Below are 16671 nucleotides of genomic sequence, written 5' to 3'. Positions count from 1 at the left end.
GGGGGCGCTTTGCGCCCCTATCGCGACACAAGGCCGCTCCTACAGGTACAGCGCAAGATTTGAGGCTTGCGCTGTACCTGTAGGAGCGGCCTTGTGTCGCGATAGGGCCGCAAAGCGGCCCCAGTATTTCTAGATCCCCATGCTGTGCAGCGAGTTGGCAATGCTGCGCAGGGTGGCGGTGAGGTCGGGGTGGTCGGCCTCGAAGCGTTCGATCGCCAGGTTCACGCCGTCCACCAGGTTGTTGTCTGGCGTGGCTTCCTCAAGCTTCAGTTGCGCCTCGATCTGGCGCGCTTCTTCGTGCAGCGCGGCCAGTTCCTCGTCAGAAAGCGGCACGTTGCGGTCCAGTTGCTCGCGCAAGCTGTTCAGGCGCTCTTGCAATTCGCGGGCAGGCATTGGCAGTTCTCCATCAATGGCTTGGCAAGCCATGGACCTCAGCGAAGCGGCAAAGGTTCTGGCCTGTCTTCAGCGTAATCCACCTGCCGTTGCTTTGCATGATCCGCGTCAATGGTGCTGTATCAGGGTTTTTCGCCCTTGCGCCGGCGTTGGGCGATGTCCTGCAGGCAGGTGTCCAGCGCTTCCAGGTGGTCGATCACCGAGTGCACGCCCAGGCTGAACAGTTCCAGCGTCGCCTTGCCACGGGCCAGGTCCTGTTCCTGCGCAGTCATGGCTTGCCATTGCCGCGAGCTGCGGTCGCAGAACGGGCTGCAGGCTGCCAGCCCTACGGTCCACAACCCCGCGTTCAGGCCAGATTGCAGCAGACGTGGGTCGCCGCTGACCAGCACGCAGCCGTCCAGGCGTTGGCTGTCCAATGTCATCAGGGCCTGCCAGCAGGCATTCGGCGCCGGCCAGCGCACGCCGTTCACCGAATGCCCCGGCAGCCAGGCAGGCAGTACATGGGCCAGGCGCTTGCTTTGAGTGGCGTCGAGGTCGTCCAGCCAGATGCACGGCACCTGGCGCTGGCGCAGGCTGGCGAGGGTGGCCAGGGCGCCGGGGGCGGGCGAGGGGGCGCCATTGGCGGCTTGCACCAGGCAGCCGCGCAAGCCGAACAGCACAGCGGTGAAGGCGGGTGCAGCGTCCATGGCAACTTCCCTCAAATAGTCCGCAGGCTATTCGGCGATTGTTACCGCCCTGTGACAGCGGGCACCGCGCAACAGTTGTTCACAAAATATTGAGCAGAGATGTGTAAAGCTGTTTATCAGCCCGCAAGCCTCTATACTGCCGCCGTACAGCAGCGCACCCGTTTGCGCTTGCGGCCGAGAAATTCGATGGAGAAACACCTATGCGTAGGATCGGTGCCAGTGTGATCGAACGAGTCACCCAGGCCTGTGTCTGCGCCAGCATGCTGCTGGCGCCCGTGGCAGCCACCCAGGCCGCCACCGAGGAAGATCCCTGGGAAGCGGTCAACCGCCCGATCTTCCGTTTCAACGATACCCTCGACACCTATGCCCTCAAGCCATTGGCCAAGGGCTACCAGGCGGTCACCCCGCAGTTCCTCGAAGATGGCATCCACAACATCTTCCGCAACCTGGGTGACGTGACCAACCTGGCCAACGACCTGCTGCAGTTCAAGCCCCATGCTGCGGGCGTGGACACGGCGCGGCTGATCGTCAACACCACCTTCGGTCTGGGCGGCTTCTTCGACGTGGGTACCAAGATGGGCCTGCAGCGCAACGACGAGGACTTCGGCCAGACCCTCGGCTACTGGGGCGTGCCGAGCGGCCCGTATGTGGTCATCCCGCTGCTGGGCCCGAGCACCGTGCGTGACGGCGTGGCCAAGTACCCGGATACCTACACCAAGCCCTACCGCTACATCGACCATGTGCCGACGCGCAATTCGATCTTCGCCCTGGATATCATCGACACCCGCGCCGACCTGTTGTCGGCCGAGAAGCTGATCCAGGGTGACAAGTACATCTTCATTCGCAATGCCTACCTGCAGAACCGCGAGTTCAAGGTCAAGGATGGCGAGGTCGAAGACGACTTCTGATCCTGCGCGGGTTCTTTGTGGGAGCGGCCTTGCGTCGCGAAAGGGCTGCGTAGCAGCCTTAGATCTCAGCATCCACGCGTGTATTGCCGGGGCCGCTTTGCGGCCCTTTCGCGACACAAGACCGCTCCCACAGGGCCCATCAATGCATCGCCAGAATCCGCAACCCGAACTTCTGCTGCCCGCCCGGCTGGTCGGCAATCCACACCACTTCGGTGCTGGCGTGCAGCCCCTTCAGTGCCGGGTGGTCGGACTCGATCTGTACCTCGATATGGTCTCCCACCTGGAAGCGCTGCGGTGCCTGCACCTGCATGCCGCCGCTGGACAGGTCCAGGCACACTGCCGCGATCACCTGGCCTGCGTGCAGCAGGCTGACCTCGGTGTCGATGCGCATGCGGATGAAATCGCGTTTCTCGTCATGGCTGGAGGGCGTATGAGGCATGCTGCATCCTTCCCATCGGGTTGCGCTGGTCGACTTTCTTATAACTCCCGGTGATTTGGCCTGTAAAGTGCGTCGAGGTGAACCTTTGCATGCTTGAAACGCCTGCCGGATGGGAGTACCGTCTGCGCCTTACAAGGTCCCTCTGACAGTTGCCGGGCAAGTGTTCTTGTCCTACAACTCAAGTAGAGTGTGACCACAAAGAATTCCCGTAGCTGGCCGTCTGCCTTGCCGACACCGCTGCACCAACCTAAATCGGCGCCGTTCGCCCACATGCAGAAAACCAGTGCAACGCTGCTGATCATCGATGACGACGACGTGGTCCGTGCAAGCCTCGCCGCCTATCTTGAAGACAGTGGCTTCAGCGTCCTCCAGGCCGGCAATGGCCAGCAGGGGCTTCAGGTCTTCGAAGAACACCAGCCCGACCTCGTGATCTGCGATCTGCGCATGCCGCAGATGGGCGGCCTCGAACTGATCCGCCAGGTCAGCGAGCGCGCCCCGCAGTTGCCGGTGATCGTGGTGTCCGGTGCCGGCGTCATGAGCGATGCGGTGGAAGCGTTGCGCCTGGGCGCTGCCGACTACCTGATCAAGCCGCTGGAAGACCTGGCCGTGCTCGAGCATTCGGTGCGCCGCGCCCTGGACCGCTCCCGTCTGGTGCTGGAAAACCAGCGCTACCGCGACAAGCTCGAAGCCGCCAACCGCGAACTGGAAGCCAGCCTGCACCTGCTGCAGGAGGATCAGACCGCCGGTCGCCAGGTGCAGATGAACATGCTGCCGGAGAGCCCTTGGGTGGCCGGCGAGTTCGCTTTCGAGCACCAGATCATCCCGTCGCTGTACCTGTCGGGTGATTTTGCCGATTACTTCCGGGTGGATGAACGGCGCATCGCTTTCTATCTCGCCGACGTCTCCGGGCATGGCGCATCGTCAGCGTTCGTCACCGTGCTGCTGAAGTTCATGACCACGCGGCTGTTGTTCGAATTCAAGCGCGGCAGCAAGATGCGCGAGTTCAAACCCTCGCAGGTGCTCAGCCACATCAACCGCGGGCTGATCAACTGCAAGCTGGGCAAGCACGTGACCATGGTTGGCGGGGTGATCGATGAAGACACCGGCCTGCTGACCTACGCCGTTGGCGGTCATCTGCCGCTGCCGGTGCTGCACACCCCAGAGCACACCCGCTACCTGGAAGGCCGCGGCCTGCCGGTGGGGCTGTTCGACGAGGCCACCTACCAGGACCTGGTGGTGGAGCTGCCGCCGCAGTTCAGCCTCAGCCTGATGTCCGATGGCATTCTGGACCTTTTGCCGGGTGACACGCTCAAAGATAAAGAAACCGCCCTGCCGGAAATCGTCAGGGCAGCAGGTGGCAGCCTGGATGGGCTGCGTCAACGATTTGGATTGGCTACGCTTGGGGAGATGCCGGATGATATCGCCCTATTGGTGTTGAGCAGGAACCTTCAATGAGTACCGGTAGAATCCAGTTCGCCGAGCAGAGCGGTACCTTCGTCCTGAAATTCGTCGGTGAAGTGCGCCTGACCCTGTGTTCGGCGCTGGATGCGACGATCGAGAAGATTTTCACCGCGTTGAACTTCTCGGCGATTGTCATCGACCTGACCGAAACCGAGAGCATCGACAGCACCACCCTGGGCCTGCTGGCCAAGCTGTCGATCCTGTCGCGCCAGAAGGTGGGCCTATTGCCGACCGTGGTCACCACCAACCCGGACATTTCCCGGTTGTTGCAGTCGATGGGCTTCGATCAGGTGTTCAACATCGTCGATCGGCCGATCCCGTGCCCGGAATGCCTGACCGACCTGCCGTCCCAGGACCAGAACGAAGACGTGGTGCGCTCCAAGGTGCTGGAGGCGCACAAGATCCTCATGGGCCTGAACGACTCTAACCGCGAAGCCTTCCATGACCTGGTCAATGCGCTGGAGCGGACCTGATCTTCAGCCTGTACCGGCCTCTTCGCGGGTGAACCCGCTCCCACAGGTTATGCACCAGTCTTGAGTCATGCACTCTACCTGTAGGAGCGGGTTTACCCGCGAAGAGGCCGGCAAGGCCAACACCAGCATTACCTGCCTGATCACCCCCGCCGCGCAAACTCGGTAGCCTCACCCCCACCCGCATCCAGCTGATACACCCGCGCCGGCCGCCCCTGTTCATCGAAGAACACCTGCCCCAACCCCGCGCCATTCCACAACCGCTCGCCAGCCTTGCTATGGCTGGGTGTACGCGGCACCACCTCCATTTCCCGCCGCTTGGTAAACCAGTTGAGCGGCGAGCGTGGCGCATACAGCCAGCGGTTGAGCCGGTCGAGCACATCCAGCAAGCGCCGCGGGAATTCGTTCTTGATCCCGCTGCTGGTCACCTGCCACAAGTGCGGGCTGCGCTGGCGGTGGCGGATCAGCACTTCATAGACGAACGAGTAATGCACGTCGCCGGACAGCACCACGTAGTGCCCTGGCGTGCGCGAGTGGCGGAAGATGTTGAGGATGACCTGCGCTGCACCGCGATGGGCCATCCAGTTCTCGGCATCCACCAGCAGCGGGTAGCCCAGCCAGCTGAACAGCTTCTGCACCGTCTCTATCAGCTTCACACCAAAAATCGGCGCAGGCGACACGATGATCGCCGACGGGTGGTCCAGCAATGCTTGCTGCAACTCGCTCAGCGCCTCCCAGTCGAGCAGGCCGGACGGCTTGGCCAGGCTGCTTTCGCTGCGCCAGCGGCGGGTGCGGGTGTCCAGCACCAGCAAGGGTGGGTTGGTGGGCAGGCTGAACTGCCAGCCCTGGAAGCGCAGCAGTGCGCCGATCAGCTCATCCTGGGTCTGGCTGTTCAACGCCTGGCATTGCCCGACCAGGGGCTTGCAACCCTGCGGGTCGTTACCCCAGGCCTGGCACAGCAGGTAGCCGAGCAGGGCATTGCCGATGATCCGCCGCGAGAAGGGGTGGCCGTAGGCGGTTTCTTCCCACAGCGCCGAGAGGTTCCAGTCGTCGGTGATGTCGTGGTCGTCGAAGATCATCAGGCACGGCAGGTGGGCCATCACTCGCGCTACCTGGCCGAGGTTTTCGGCAAACGCCTGGATCAGCGGCAGCTCCTGCCGGTAACGGGCCTGGCGCGGGGCGGTGAGCCCGTTGGGCATGTCCAGGTTCGCCAGCTGCCAGGGCACCGGTGACCACACCAGCAGGTACATGGCCATGACCTCGGCGAAGGTCACCAGATGGTTGTCGGCGTTGCTGGACGAGAAGATCGGCTTGCGCTTGCCGCCGAAAAAGCGCTCGCGCAGGGTTTCGTTGCGTTCCTGCGCCGGCAGCAGGTCGGCGCGGTGGTAATAGCAGGCCGGGTGCTGGTACAGCGCCTGGCTGTCGGGCACCACCGCGCCCTCCAGTTGCTCGTCGAACAGGCCCAGGCGCGCAATCAGGCTGTGGATGGCGCGCAGCATCGGGCCGGCGACGTCGTCGGCATAGACCTGGTCGCCGGTCATCAGCAGCACGGCGGGGCGGTCCGCGGGGCTTTCGCAGGCCTGCAGCAGGCGGTCGGCGCAGAGCAGGCCATCGGCGGCCGGAAAATGCGGCTTGCGGCATGAGCCGTGCAGCAGGTGGTCGAGCCGATCGCGCAGCACCAGGCTTGGGCGCCGGGCGCCGGGGTAGAGCAGGTGCGGCGCCCAGCCGGCGATGCCCTGGCCGTTGATGAGCAGGTCATAATCGAGCAGCTGGTTGCAGGGCAGCGGCTGGGCGAAGTGGATGTCCAGCAGGTGGATGAAGGCGTGCTGGCCCACCGCGACCACCTGGCAATCGACCTGGGCCTCGCCTGCCGGGAAGATGAATTCGGGTTGCAGCGGTTGCGTGGCGACCAGCCAGATGGCCAGGCGCTGGGGTTCCAGGCGGCGCAGTACCGGGCCGGCGAGTACGAGGGGCAATGGGGTAGAGGAGGTCATCGACAGCTCAGGTGGCTTCTCGGGCCTCTTCGCGGGTAAACCCGCTCTCACAGGTACAGCGCCAACTTCTGGCCTGTGGGGATCCTTGTGGGAGCGGGTTTACCCGCGAAGAGGCCCTGGAATTCAATACAAATCTAAGGCCAGGTAAAACAAAACGGGCGGAAAATGCTGAACACTTCCCGCCCGTCAGGCAATCCCGAAATGTATCAGGCCTTTTCAGCCATCAACTTCTCCAGCTTCTCCTGGTCCCGCGCGAACTGGCGAATGCCCTCGGCCAGTTTCTCGGTACCCATGGCATCTTCGTTCATGGCCCAGCGGAACTGGCTTTCGTTCAGCTGTTGCTTGGGCTCGCCGGCATTGCCCGGCTTCAGCACTTGCGGCAGGTCGCCCTGGTCATCGCTGAGCTGCTGCAGCAGCTCTGGGCTGATGGTCAGGCGGTCGCAGCCGGCCAGTTGCTCGATCTGGCCGATATTGCGGAAGCTGGCACCCATGACCACCGTCTTGTAGCCGTTGGCCTTGTAGTAGTTGTAGATGCGAGTGACCGACTGCACGCCCGGGTCTTCGGCGCCCACGTATTCCTTGCCGGTGCTCTTCTTGTACCAGTCGTAGATACGGCCCACGAACGGCGAAATCAGGAACACCCCGGCATCGGCGCAGGCCTGGGCCTGGGCGAAGGAGAACAGCAGGGTGAGGTTGGTCTGGATGCCTTCCTTCTCCAGCTTTTCGGCGGCGCGGATGCCTTCCCAGGTGGAGGCCAGCTTGATCAGCACGCGGTCGCGGCCAATGCCAGCGGCTTCGTACAGATCGATCAGCTTGCGCGCCTTGGCCAGCAGGGCGGGTTCATCGAACGACAGGCGGGCATCGACCTCGGTGGAGATACGCCCCGGGATGACCTTGAGGATGCCCGAGCCCACGGCCACCGCGAACTTGTCGCAGGCCAGGTCGACATTACCCTTTGCATCGGCCTTAACCTGCTTGAGCAGATCGGCGTAACCCGGGATGGCCGCAGCCTTGAGCAGCAGCGACGGGTTGGTGGTGGCATCGACCGGTTTCAGGCGGGTGATGGCGTCCAGGTCCCCGGTGTCGGCGACCACGGTGGTGAACTGCTTGAGTTGTTCCAGCTTGGAGGTCATGGGCGTGCTCTGTCCTGTGCAATGACTCGACATTACCCGAGCCCCGACGGCCACTCAAGGGCTCGCGAAGCGCGGTGCGAAAGGTGAGGTTTCGAGTCGCAAGCGGCCCCGAGGTTCCGCATGGTCATGAAGAGGGCTTGGTTCGTAAGCGCGACGCGGCTTCTGTGGGAGCGGGCGAGCCCGCGAAGAATCCAACGCGGTGGCTGGCACCGGCTGCGCCGGTGTTCGCGGGCACGCCCGCTCCCACAGATACTGCAACGCTTGTCAGGTTACCGCCCCTGCAACAACTCCACCGCCTGGTCGAACACCGCCAACGGCTCCGCCGCCTTGTGAATATCCGCCGACAGCAACTGGCGGAAGCGCCGCGCCCCCTTGAACCCTTGGGCCAGCCCCAGAATATGCCGGGTAACGTGGTGCATCGCGCCACCACTTTCCATGTGCGCGACGATATAAGGCCGCAACTGCGCCAGCGCCTCGCTGCGGCTGACCACCGCCGCCTCGCTGCCGAACAACTGCTGGTCCACCTCGGCCAGCAAGTAAGGGTTGTGGTACGCCTCACGCCCCAGCATCACCCCATCGAAGGTTTCAAGGTGTGCCTGGCACTCGTCCAGGGTCTTGATCCCGCCGTTGAGCACGATCTCCAGGTCCGGGAAGTCCGCCTTCAACTGCGCCGCCACGTCATAGCGCAGCGGCGGAATCTCACGGTTCTCCTTCGGCGACAAACCTTCCAGGATCGCGATGCGCGCATGCACGGTAAAGCTCCGGCAACCTGCCTCGCGCACCTGGCCGACGAAGTCGCACAGCTCGGCGTAGCTGTCGCGGCCATTGATACCGATGCGGTGCTTGACCGTCACCGGGGTCGACACCGCGTCACGCATGGCTTTCACGCAGTCGGCCACCAGCGCCGGGTGGGCCATCAGGCAGGCGCCGATCATGTTGTTCTGCACCCGGTCACTCGGGCAACCGACGTTGAGGTTGACCTCGTCGTAGCCAGCCTCCTCGGCCAGGCGGGCACAGGCAGCCAGGTCGGCCGGCACACTGCCGCCCAGTTGCAGGGCCAGCGGGTGCTCGGAGACGTCGTGGCGCAGGAAACGGTGGGCGTCGTTGTGCAGCAGGGCACCGGTGGTGACCATTTCGGTGTACAGCAGGGTGTTTTTGGAAAGCAGGCGCAGGAAGAACCGGCAGTGGCGGTCTGTCCAGTCCATCATGGGTGCAACGCTGAAGCGACGGGAAGGCTCAGGGCGCGTGGTTGCTGGGTTAGAGCCTGGGTTTGTGGTCATATCGTTCAACGTGTCTTGTACCAAATTCAGCAATTTCGAGGGTGTTTGTAGCAAACCGAGGGCGCGACGTAGCAAAAGTCGGCGGCGGGAGATCGGTGATTGCCAGGGCAGGCGGCTAGTTTACCAAGAGAGCAGGGCATGCGTCTGGAAACAGATCGGATGGTCCTGCCGAGTGAGCGGGCATCTCAGCTGGCTGATGGGAGCCTTGTAGGAGGCGGCCTTGTGTCGCGAAAGGGCTGCGTAGCAGCCCCAGGGATTCAGCGCAGAGGCTCAAATTGCTGGGGCTGCTGCGCAGCCCTTTCGCGACACAAGGCCGCTCCTACAGGGGGCCGCGCTGGCCGTGGCCAGGGCGCGCTGGCAGCCCCCGGTCAGTGGTGCGTGCTATCCACTGCGATGCTTTCGCCGGAAACCTCAAGGTACCTTGCACTGCGGTTGGCAAGGGCATAGTGGATCAGCCCACCCAGGCCCGCGCCGAAGAACCAGGAGAACTGCGACAGCGTATCGAACGCCGGCACCAGCGCCAGCACGATGGCGATCAGCGACGCCGGGATGAAGGCCGCTACGGCGCGCAGGTTGACCCCGCCACGATAGTGATAGGCGGCCTCGCTGCTTTCGCTATACAGCTCCGGCAGGTTCACCCGGCTGCGGCGAACCAGGTAATAGTCGGTGACGATGATCCCGTACAGTGGGCCGAGCAGGGCGCCCAGGCCGCCGAGGAAATACACGATCACGGACGGGCTGTTGTACAGGTGCCAGGGCAGGATCAGCACGGCGATACCGGCGCTGAGCAAGCCGGCGCGGCGGAAGTTCAGCAGGTTTGGGGCCAGGTTGGTGAGTACGTAGGCCGGGGCGACGAAGTTGGCCATGATGTTCACCGCCACGGTGACGATCAGGAAGGCCAGGCAGGCCAGCACCAGGCCGGCGGTGTTCGGGATGGCTGCAACGATCTCGGTCGGGCCCTGCACCAGCTTGCCGTCGATGCTGAACTGCGCGCCGGCGAGCACCACGGCGATCAGTGCGAAACCGAGCATGTTCACCGGCAGGCCCCAGAAGTTGCCCACGCTGATGGTGCGTTTGTCCGGGCAGTTGCGGGTAAAGTCGCAGAAGTTGAGGATCATGGTGCCGTACAGCGAGACCCACAGCGCGGCGGCACCCAGCACCTTTAGCCACATCGTGGAGCCGGTCGGAGCGTTGCCGCTGGACCAGGAAATCGACAGGCCGCTGCGCCAGTACATCCAGCCCGCCAGGCCTGCGAAGGCGACCAGGATGATCGGCCCGGCTAAGGATTCGTAACGGCGCACCATCTCCATGCCATAGGCGAAGATCGCCACTTGCACGCACCAGATGCCGAGGAAGGTGATCCAGCCCAGGGTCGACAGGCCGAGGATCGAGTTCTGGTCGTAGGGCTTGAGGTCGGGAGCGATGGCGGTGAGCAGCACGCGCAGCACTACCGAGGCGAGGTATGTCTGGATGCCGAACCAGGCGATGGCGATTACCGCGCGGATCAATGCCGGGATCTGCGCACCATGGATGCCGAAGCTGATCCGGCACATGACGGGGTAGGGCAGGCCGGTCTTCTGCCCCATGTAGCCGGACAAGTTCATGAGGCCATAGATCACCAGTGCGCCGAGCGCGAAGGCTGCGAGGATCTGGGCGCCGCTCATGCCCAGGGCGAAGAGGCCGATGGCGAAGGAATAGTTGGCGATGTTGTGCACATCGTTGGTCCACAGTGCAAACAGGCTGTAGCGGCCCCAGGTGCGATTTGCCGCGCGGGTCGGTGCAAGGTCGGCACTGTAAAGGCGCGGGCTCAACTCCAACTGAGTGGGCCCAGCCGTTTCGGCAGGGAGAACATCAAGCTGGCTGACACCGGAACGTGAAATTGACGCCATCGGGACTCCGTAACTCTTGTGTACTTTTATTTTTGGTTTTGTATACAAACAAGATTCGTACCAACCCGCCGAGCAGTTTGAGTTGGCGGTGCTCGGGCTTTTGTATCCTCTTCATTGGTCGCCGTCACATTTTATGCGAGCCTGGAGATGGGAGATTTGTACACACATATTGTGCGCATGTGTTACTGGCTGCGCCAAATATGGATACTTGTTCGGCGCCGCTTGACCACGGTGTAGGCACCCTGGGTGAAGGTCTCTTGCGAATCAGGTTGACGGTCGCATCGGGGTCACCGGTGCCGGACATCAGCCCCGTGGCCCCGCGTACTACCTCGACCCGGTCATACGACACCATGTCGGCAAGGTCATCGCGAAAGTCACCGCAGTCGATCAGCGTGGTAGCGATTACCCGGTGCTTGAAGCACCACTTCATGCAGAAAGCCACTCGAGTAAATCAATCTGATTTACAATTGCGTCCCTTTTGCCGAGGCTGACGTTTCGTGGATGCCCTGTCGCTTGTCTATGAGCACCTGACCGATTGGGTGATCACGCCCGTTACCGACCAGTTTCTCGGCATTTTCAATGTGAACGGCCGTTTCGGGGCCTTGTTCCTTTGCATCTCCTATGGCGCAGCCTATGGTCTGTTCCGCTTCAGGAAGCGGCGCGGCCTGAGCGACGCCCAGTCGTTCTGGCAATTCATCGGTGGCGCCCGGGTACATCTGCATCCCTCGGCGCTGCTGGACTACCGCTACTACTTCGTGCGGGCCATCCTCAAGGTTGCGCTGGTGCTGCCCGTCGTCCATCTGGTCGACCCCTACATCCTGCGCTCCGGCGATTACCTGGCCTTTTTCAGCAACCTCTGGGGCGCGCGCCCGCGCCTGGGCGAGAACCTCGCACTGTCCATGCTCTATGGGTTGGGGGTGTTCCTGCTCAAGGACTTCATCCATTACTGGGCGCACCGGGCCTTTCACTCCCGCTGGCTCTGGGCCTTTCACAAGGTCCATCATTCGGCGCCCGTGCTGGTGCCGGCGACGGCGAGCCGGGTGCATTTCGTGGAAAAGATCGTCGAGAAACTGAGCACCGGCATTTGCATCGGCCTCTACGCCGGATGCTTCTGGTACCTTTGCGGCGGTGAAGTCAGCCGCTACACCCTGTTCGGCGTGACCTACCTGGTGTTCATCTTCAACAGCCTGGCGGCCAACCTGCGGCATAGCCATGTCTGGTTGTCGTTCGGCCCGCAGCTGGAACATGTGTTTAACAGCCCGGCCCAGCACCAGATCCATCACAGTGACGCCCCGCGCCATTTCAACCGGAACTTCGGCACCAACCTGTCCCTCTGGGACTGGATGTTCGGCACGCTCTATGTCACCACATCAACGCCCGAAAGCATCCGCTTCGGCACCGGCGAACAAGACCACCAGCGTTACCTGACGGTCTATAGCCTGATTGTCACGCCATTTGTCGAAACAGGCCGCAAGGTCCTGGTGAAATGCCAGCGCAAGGCTGTGCTTGGTGCGTCCGGCAGGGCAGGCCGCTAGCTGATCCCGCTGTTGGCAAATTCGTCGCCAAGAAAGTCCAGTAGTGCCCGCACCGACGGCAGCAAGCCGCGACGGGACGCATAGGCCGCATGGACAACCCCGGTACGGGGCGCCCAGTCCGGCAGCAGATTCACAAGCTTGCCGTCCTCCAGGTCTTCACGCACCACCACGGCGGGCATGTGCACCGCGCCGGCACCTGCCAGCGCGGCCTGGCGCAGGGCGACAAGGTCGTCGGTGACCATTCGCGGCTGATAGCGCACCTGCGTGCTGGCGCCCTCGGGGCCGTCCAGTTGCCAGTAATATTCGCGCTGTACCGCGCCCCAGTGCAGCGTCGGCAGGGCGGCAATATCGGCGGGGGTCGGCCTTGCCGGCAGGTGCTCGCGCAATGCCGGGGCGCCCACCACATGCTGCCGGCTTTCGCCTAGCACCTTCATCACCAGGTCACTGCTCTCCAGTGGGGGGAAGCGCACCCGCAAAGCGATGTCGATGCCTTCCTGGATCAGGTCCACCTGGCGGTTGGTGCTCTGCACATGCAACGCCACCAGCGGGTACCGCACCATGAATCGCGCCAGCATCGGGCCGACCCAGAAGTTCAGCAGCGCCGTGGGACAGCTCAGGTTCACCACCCCGCGCGGCTCGGCGCGGTGCTGCTCGACGGCCTCGGTGGCCGCCGCCGCTTCCACCAGCATCGCCACACAGTGCCGGTAGAACACCTGGCCGATCTCGGTCACCGAGAAGTGCCGCGTCGAACGCTGGATCAGTCGCACGCCCAGGCGCTCCTCCAGCCCGGCGATTCGCCGGCTCAGCTTCGACTTGGGTTCACCCAGTGCGCGGCCGGCCGGGTTGAAACCGCCGTGCTCCACCACCTGGGCGAAATAGTAGAGGTCGTTGAGGTCTTCCATTTCAGTGTTCCTCTGGCAGAACACTGATAGTAATTTTTGCCAACTACCGAGGCAATTGTTCCATCCGTATCGTGACCTCCATAACAGAGCGGACGTTTCGGGCAGATTGCCCGTTATGTCACACCCCGGACTCAGGCGTCGCCTGGTCCGGATGAACGCCCGCGCAGGAGGCGCGGGTTTCCCGGCCCGGATGCCCTGTCAGGAGAACCGACATGACCAACTTCTCGCAGATTGCCAACTTCAACGGCCAGCGCCCGGTGATCGACCCCGACGACACCGCCATGCTGCTCATCGACCACCAGAGCGGCCTGTTCCAGACGGTCAAGGACATGCCCATGACCGAACTGCGCAACAACGCCATCACCCTGGCCAGGATCGCCACTTTGGCGAAGATCCCGGTGATCACTACCGCCTCGGTGCCGCAGGGCCCCAACGGCCCGCTGATCCCAGAGATCCACGAGGCTGCACCCCATGCGCAGTACGTGGCGCGCAAGGGTGAGATCAACGCCTGGGACAACCCCGAATTTGTCGCCGCCGTGGAGGCCACCGGCAAGAAGACCCTGGTGATCGCCGGCACCATCACCAGCGTGTGCATGGCCTTCCCGGCGATCGCCGCGGTAAACGCCGGTTACCGGGTGTTCGCGGTGATCGACGCCTCCGGCACCTATTCCAAGGCCGCCCAGGAAATCACCCTGGCCCGCGTCGTACAGGCCGGCGTGGTGCCTATGGATACCGCCGCAGTCGCCTCGGAAATCCAGCGCACCTGGAACCGCCCGGACGCCGCGCAATGGGCCGAGGCCTACAGCCTGATCTTCCCGCACTACCGCCTGCTGATCGAAAGCTACACCAAGGCCCAGCAGGTAGTGACGGAGCACGAAGTGCTCGATTCGCAACGTTGATGGCTTCCGGCCCGGTGGTTTGCTGCCGGGCTGTTCTTTACTGTCCGCTTCTCCCCAGGACTACCGGGCGCGTGTCCCGTTGCGAACGACTGACCGCTCAGGCGGGGAACTGGGCTATCCAGTGCCTGGCAATCTCTTCGCGCCGGCAGACCCACACCCCGTCGTGGCCCTGCACGTAATCGAGAAAGCGCGCCAGCGCCATCGCACGACCAGGATGGCCACTGATCCGTCCATGCAGGCCCACGCTCATCATCTTCGGGTGGTGCGCGCCCTCCTGCCACAACAGGTCGAAAGCATCCTTTAGCAGCCGGAAGAAGTCTTCACCGCTTGGCCTGTGCTGGCGCGTACTCTGTGGGAGCGGCTTTAGCCGCGAAGAATCCAACGCGGTGCATGGCACCGGCTGCGCCGGTGTTCGCGGCTAAAGCCGCTCCCACAGGTTCCCTGCTAATGCAATGAGTTATGTGCTGCTCTATGAGAGCCCGCCCGGCGCCGTGGCGCTGAGCAGCGCCGGATTTCGTGTATTTGAATGCCTGAGCGAGGTGTTCCCTGGGGAGGTTTTACCCGCGAACTGGGCAGTCGGGGCTAGTCATGAAAGCGTTGGTTACACAGCTCTGCGCTACGGTGCGGACGATGGGTTCATAATGCATGCTTTTTCGAGTTTCGCAGGCTACGGCGCCAATTATTGCTCCGGCCAGGTCATCCGGTTGATCAGCATTCACTAACGAGTACTCAGATAATGAAAATTCTTGCCGAAGGGGTCACCGGTAAAGCGCTTTGCGAACACTGCCAGGTAGTGGTGCCTACGTACTATGCCCGTCGTGATGTACCGTTCAGCGATGGTCAAGGGGTGGTCAAGGATATCCTGGTGGGTGTGTGTTTCCGTTGCGATGGCGTGGTCGCCCTTACACCTCAATCTATGCCAGCCATCCGAGAGTCACGCCGTCGTTTCGGATAATCGCGGTCAATTGTTATCGCGCCATTCTTTCGCCAGTCGAGCCAGATACTGCATGGTCGAAATATCCCGGGCTTTGGTGTGCGCATCCGGCCATAAAAAGGCCAGTATCAGATAGCGATCTTCATACAACTCGCCCTGGACGTAGATGAGTGCTGCGTCATCACCCGGCCGTCCCATCTTGCAAACTCTGTCATGCTGAGGAACGTTTTTGGGGAATAGGGCAGGCGGGATGCAGATATGGATGTGCATCAGACAAGCCTGAAACGCAAGTGGCGGCTGCGTGTAAGGTACGTCCCGCCCGAATATCGAGGGGATGAGTTGGCGCCTGGATTCGATGTAGCGTAGGAATTCGCTTTTCAACACTTCCGACAAGCCGGGATGTTTCGCATCGACAGGAAGGAAGAACTCTTCAAACGTTTCGGGATGAAATGAAACCTCGACTGGCATTGGTCACCTTACGCCAGTCGGTTGAGCTTGCGGGTAGTGTGATCGGCAAGATCGCGAAGGCCAGGAGCACTCAGTGCGCTCTGGAACTCATCCGGCGTGAGGAAGAACTGCTGGTAGATCCCATCGATGACAACCATTTTGCTGCGTACCTTGGCCACTGCTCGGCGCAGGTTCTGGTGCTCATCGTAAAGAGCGGTTGGCACGTTTGCCGCTTGCAGTCCGCCCTCCAACTGCCTTACCGCTTTGAGCAACTCAGCATTCTTGAGGTATTTGGTCTGGTCGAAGGTATCCGATTTCATGAGTGCAACAACACGCCTCGAATAGATCGACTCCAGGACCAGCCAGCCATGAGTCAGCTCAGCGATTACCCTGCGCAGGTCAGGGGAAGAGGGGGGGGTAGCGCTGGCTTCACGAACCTCAACGGCACGTGATTGAAGTGAGAGAGTTGTGTAATCACCCACCAATGCGAGCGCGGCGACGATGAGCGCCGGTGCTGCTGCTTTGACTGGCATGAATACCTCCATTTGCTGCTCGGATTTTGCTGCGATTACTGAAAACTTGGGGGCAATTATCGGCGTTGAAGCCTGATAGTCAATTGCTGCCAAGTCTGGAAATTGTAAGCCTAAAAAACGTTGAGCGTATGGTTCTGGTGCGTCGGTGCGAGCTGGTCCTACAAGACCGAATCAGTTTTTTCCCCTTCCTCGTAGTCCATTTCTGAATCATCCTTTTCAAGCCGTTTCACCATTGCGATGGAAACCTGAGCCCCCTAGTCTCGCCCTGTCGTTGCAAATTCAACGACCGGGTCTGCAAGCCCGATGCTTGGTTTGGTCTCAGTTTGCTGTTGGCTTCGTTCAACGGTGGCTGCGTGCGGGTGGTCTTCGGGCCAGCCGGGAATCGACCTCCAAGCCCGGTCTTGCAGGCCCGCATGTAGCCGCCACCCTATCATCTGCAAGTGATCTGGCGACGGTCCGACTTGTTATTGTCTGGAGGCTGTCATGCTGAAACTCGTTCCCGATCCACCTTTCTCCACTGAGTCACCCCATCACCTGGAAGACACCCTGATCCAGGCCACGGAATACGTGCTCTGCGCCTTGTCCGTAGGCCATCACGCGATAGCCTCGCTCCCCAGGTCTCCCGCCACGATCATGACCCTCGCGGTCATGCATGAAATGGAGGCTGTGCGCACGCTGCTGGAGTCGGCGATTGCGCAGGTGCAGCTCCGGGACGGGCAGCCGGTGCATACATTGCATTGGGCTGATTTTCAAATTTTGCCAGCCTGG

General features: G+C 62.2%; 16 protein-coding genes and 3 pseudogenes. 7 read left to right on the top strand and 12 right to left on the bottom strand.

Going from position 1 to position 16671, the window contains the following annotated elements; all coding sequences use genetic code 11:
- Window positions 1-129 precede the first annotated feature (129 nt).
- Together RYH74_RS19130 and RYH74_RS19125 are read right to left on the bottom strand one after the other, a co-directional pair.
- Entirely contained in the window at window positions 130-393 is a 264-nt protein-coding gene (locus tag RYH74_RS19130; RefSeq protein WP_004376395.1) for a DUF4404 family protein, read from the bottom strand.
- Between the two features lie 122 nt (window positions 394-515).
- Window positions 516-1079: a hypothetical protein gene (locus tag RYH74_RS19125; RefSeq protein WP_025338338.1), complete on the bottom strand. Its 564-nt coding sequence runs from the start codon at window positions 1077-1079 to the stop codon at window positions 516-518.
- Window positions 1080-1279: 200 nt separating this feature from the next.
- Between RYH74_RS19125 and RYH74_RS19120 the strand changes: the two genes are divergently transcribed.
- Entirely contained in the window at window positions 1280-1987 is a 708-nt protein-coding gene (locus tag RYH74_RS19120) for a VacJ family lipoprotein (RefSeq protein ID WP_015269550.1), read from the top strand.
- A 139-nt stretch (window positions 1988-2126) separates the two neighbouring features.
- On the opposite strand, the gene RYH74_RS19115 is transcribed toward RYH74_RS19120, so the two are convergent.
- Window positions 2127-2426 (bottom strand): PilZ domain-containing protein, encoded by a 300-nt coding sequence (locus RYH74_RS19115; RefSeq protein ID WP_075044226.1) that lies wholly within the window; start codon window positions 2424-2426, stop codon window positions 2127-2129.
- Between the two features lie 270 nt (window positions 2427-2696).
- Here RYH74_RS19115 and rssB point away from each other — a divergent pair, with 270 nt between their 5' ends.
- Window positions 2697-3881: a two-component system response regulator RssB gene (gene rssB / locus RYH74_RS19110; RefSeq protein ID WP_015269551.1), complete on the top strand. Its 1185-nt coding sequence runs from the start codon at window positions 2697-2699 to the stop codon at window positions 3879-3881.
- Complete coding sequence (rssC, locus tag RYH74_RS19105; RefSeq protein ID WP_013971741.1) at window positions 3878-4360, top strand: anti-sigma factor antagonist RssC; 483 nt, start codon at window positions 3878-3880, stop codon at window positions 4358-4360. Before rssB ends, rssC begins: the two co-directional genes overlap by 4 nt.
- A gap of 140 nt (window positions 4361-4500) precedes the next feature.
- Here rssC and RYH74_RS19100 read toward each other — a convergent pair whose 3' ends face one another.
- From RYH74_RS19100 to RYH74_RS26565, 5 genes and pseudogenes are all read right to left on the bottom strand, one after another.
- Complete coding sequence (locus RYH74_RS19100; RefSeq protein ID WP_317409924.1) at window positions 4501-6351, bottom strand: alkaline phosphatase D family protein; 1851 nt, start codon at window positions 6349-6351, stop codon at window positions 4501-4503.
- A gap of 206 nt (window positions 6352-6557) precedes the next feature.
- Window positions 6558-7484 (bottom strand): transaldolase, encoded by a 927-nt coding sequence (gene tal / locus RYH74_RS19095; RefSeq protein WP_317409923.1) that lies wholly within the window; start codon window positions 7482-7484, stop codon window positions 6558-6560.
- Window positions 7485-7753: 269 nt separating this feature from the next.
- Window positions 7754-8764, bottom strand: coding sequence for a tRNA dihydrouridine(20/20a) synthase DusA (gene dusA / locus RYH74_RS19090; protein ID WP_085617249.1), 1011 nt, complete (start codon window positions 8762-8764; stop codon window positions 7754-7756).
- 368 nt (window positions 8765-9132) lie between these two features.
- Window positions 9133-10653 (bottom strand): NCS1 family nucleobase:cation symporter-1, encoded by a 1521-nt coding sequence (locus RYH74_RS19085; RefSeq protein ID WP_317409922.1) that lies wholly within the window; start codon window positions 10651-10653, stop codon window positions 9133-9135.
- Between the two features lie 247 nt (window positions 10654-10900).
- Window positions 10901-11026: pseudogene (locus tag RYH74_RS26565) on the bottom strand (hypothetical protein); the annotation flags it as partial.
- Between the two features lie 124 nt (window positions 11027-11150).
- Here RYH74_RS26565 and RYH74_RS19080 point away from each other — a divergent pair.
- On the top strand, window positions 11151-12188 hold the full coding sequence (locus tag RYH74_RS19080) for a sterol desaturase family protein (protein ID WP_317409921.1): 1038 nt from the start codon (window positions 11151-11153) through the stop codon (window positions 12186-12188).
- On the opposite strand, the gene RYH74_RS19075 is transcribed toward RYH74_RS19080, so the two are convergent.
- The gene (locus RYH74_RS19075; RefSeq protein ID WP_085617257.1) at window positions 12185-13090 is read right to left on the bottom strand and encodes a LysR family transcriptional regulator; all 906 of its coding nucleotides are present in this window, start codon (window positions 13088-13090) and stop codon (window positions 12185-12187) included. The genes RYH74_RS19080 and RYH74_RS19075 overlap by 4 nt on opposite strands.
- Window positions 13091-13302: 212 nt before the next feature.
- On the opposite strand from RYH74_RS19075, the gene RYH74_RS19070 reads away from it, so the two are divergent.
- Window positions 13303-13989, top strand: coding sequence for a hydrolase (locus RYH74_RS19070; protein ID WP_137138064.1), 687 nt, complete (start codon window positions 13303-13305; stop codon window positions 13987-13989).
- Between the two features lie 97 nt (window positions 13990-14086).
- Here the strand turns inward: RYH74_RS19070 and RYH74_RS19065 are convergent.
- Window positions 14087-14317 (bottom strand): annotated as a pseudogene (locus RYH74_RS19065) (chitin deacetylase); the annotation flags it as partial.
- A gap of 124 nt (window positions 14318-14441) precedes the next feature.
- On the opposite strand from RYH74_RS19065, the gene RYH74_RS19060 reads away from it, so the two are divergent.
- Window positions 14442-14711 (top strand): hypothetical protein, encoded by a 270-nt coding sequence (locus RYH74_RS19060; RefSeq protein ID WP_137138065.1) that lies wholly within the window; start codon window positions 14442-14444, stop codon window positions 14709-14711.
- 239 nt (window positions 14712-14950) lie between these two features.
- On the opposite strand, the gene RYH74_RS19055 is transcribed toward RYH74_RS19060, so the two are convergent.
- Together RYH74_RS19055 and RYH74_RS19050 are read right to left on the bottom strand one after the other, a co-directional pair.
- Entirely contained in the window at window positions 14951-15391 is a 441-nt protein-coding gene (locus RYH74_RS19055) for a type II toxin-antitoxin system YafO family toxin (RefSeq protein ID WP_023660674.1), read from the bottom strand.
- A gap of 8 nt (window positions 15392-15399) precedes the next feature.
- Window positions 15400-15903 carry a hypothetical protein gene (locus RYH74_RS19050; protein WP_075044236.1) on the bottom strand — a complete coding sequence of 168 codons (504 nt, stop codon included), beginning with the start codon at window positions 15901-15903 and terminating at the stop codon, window positions 15400-15402.
- Window positions 15904-16386: 483 nt separating this feature from the next.
- Here RYH74_RS19050 and RYH74_RS19045 point away from each other — a divergent pair.
- Window positions 16387-16641, top strand: a pseudogene (locus RYH74_RS19045) (hypothetical protein); the annotation flags it as partial.
- Window positions 16642-16671: the final 30 nt, after the last annotated feature.

The sequence above is a fragment of the Pseudomonas sp. LSJ-87 genome (assembly GCF_032971465.1).
GTDB lineage: Bacteria > Pseudomonadota > Gammaproteobacteria > Pseudomonadales > Pseudomonadaceae > Aquipseudomonas > Aquipseudomonas putida_Z.
The sequence above is the reverse complement of the archived record's forward strand: the minus strand, read 5'-3'. Positions and strand labels throughout refer to the sequence as shown.

Coding starts and splice junctions, on each gene's coding strand:
- rssB (WP_015269551.1), top strand. CDS start 2,697: ATGCAGAAAACCAGTGCAACGCTGCTGATCATCGATGACGACGACGTG.
- RYH74_RS19115 (WP_075044226.1), bottom strand. CDS start 2,426: ATGCCTCATACGCCCTCCAGCCATGACGAGAAACGCGATTTCATCCGC.
- RYH74_RS19070 (WP_137138064.1), top strand. CDS start 13,303: ATGACCAACTTCTCGCAGATTGCCAACTTCAACGGCCAGCGCCCGGTG.
- RYH74_RS19100 (WP_317409924.1), bottom strand. CDS start 6,351: ATGACCTCCTCTACCCCATTGCCCCTCGTACTCGCCGGCCCGGTACTG.
- RYH74_RS19120 (WP_015269550.1), top strand. CDS start 1,280: ATGCGTAGGATCGGTGCCAGTGTGATCGAACGAGTCACCCAGGCCTGT.
- dusA (WP_085617249.1), bottom strand. CDS start 8,764: ATGACCACAAACCCAGGCTCTAACCCAGCAACCACGCGCCCTGAGCCT.
- tal (WP_317409923.1), bottom strand. CDS start 7,484: ATGACCTCCAAGCTGGAACAACTCAAGCAGTTCACCACCGTGGTCGCC.
- RYH74_RS19060 (WP_137138065.1), top strand. CDS start 14,442: ATGAGTTATGTGCTGCTCTATGAGAGCCCGCCCGGCGCCGTGGCGCTG.
- RYH74_RS19130 (WP_004376395.1), bottom strand. CDS start 393: ATGCCTGCCCGCGAATTGCAAGAGCGCCTGAACAGCTTGCGCGAGCAA.
- RYH74_RS19055 (WP_023660674.1), bottom strand. CDS start 15,391: ATGCCAGTCGAGGTTTCATTTCATCCCGAAACGTTTGAAGAGTTCTTC.
- RYH74_RS19085 (WP_317409922.1), bottom strand. CDS start 10,653: ATGGCGTCAATTTCACGTTCCGGTGTCAGCCAGCTTGATGTTCTCCCT.
- RYH74_RS19050 (WP_075044236.1), bottom strand. CDS start 15,903: ATGCCAGTCAAAGCAGCAGCACCGGCGCTCATCGTCGCCGCGCTCGCA.
- RYH74_RS19125 (WP_025338338.1), bottom strand. CDS start 1,079: ATGGACGCTGCACCCGCCTTCACCGCTGTGCTGTTCGGCTTGCGCGGC.
- RYH74_RS19075 (WP_085617257.1), bottom strand. CDS start 13,090: ATGGAAGACCTCAACGACCTCTACTATTTCGCCCAGGTGGTGGAGCAC.
- rssC (WP_013971741.1), top strand. CDS start 3,878: ATGAGTACCGGTAGAATCCAGTTCGCCGAGCAGAGCGGTACCTTCGTC.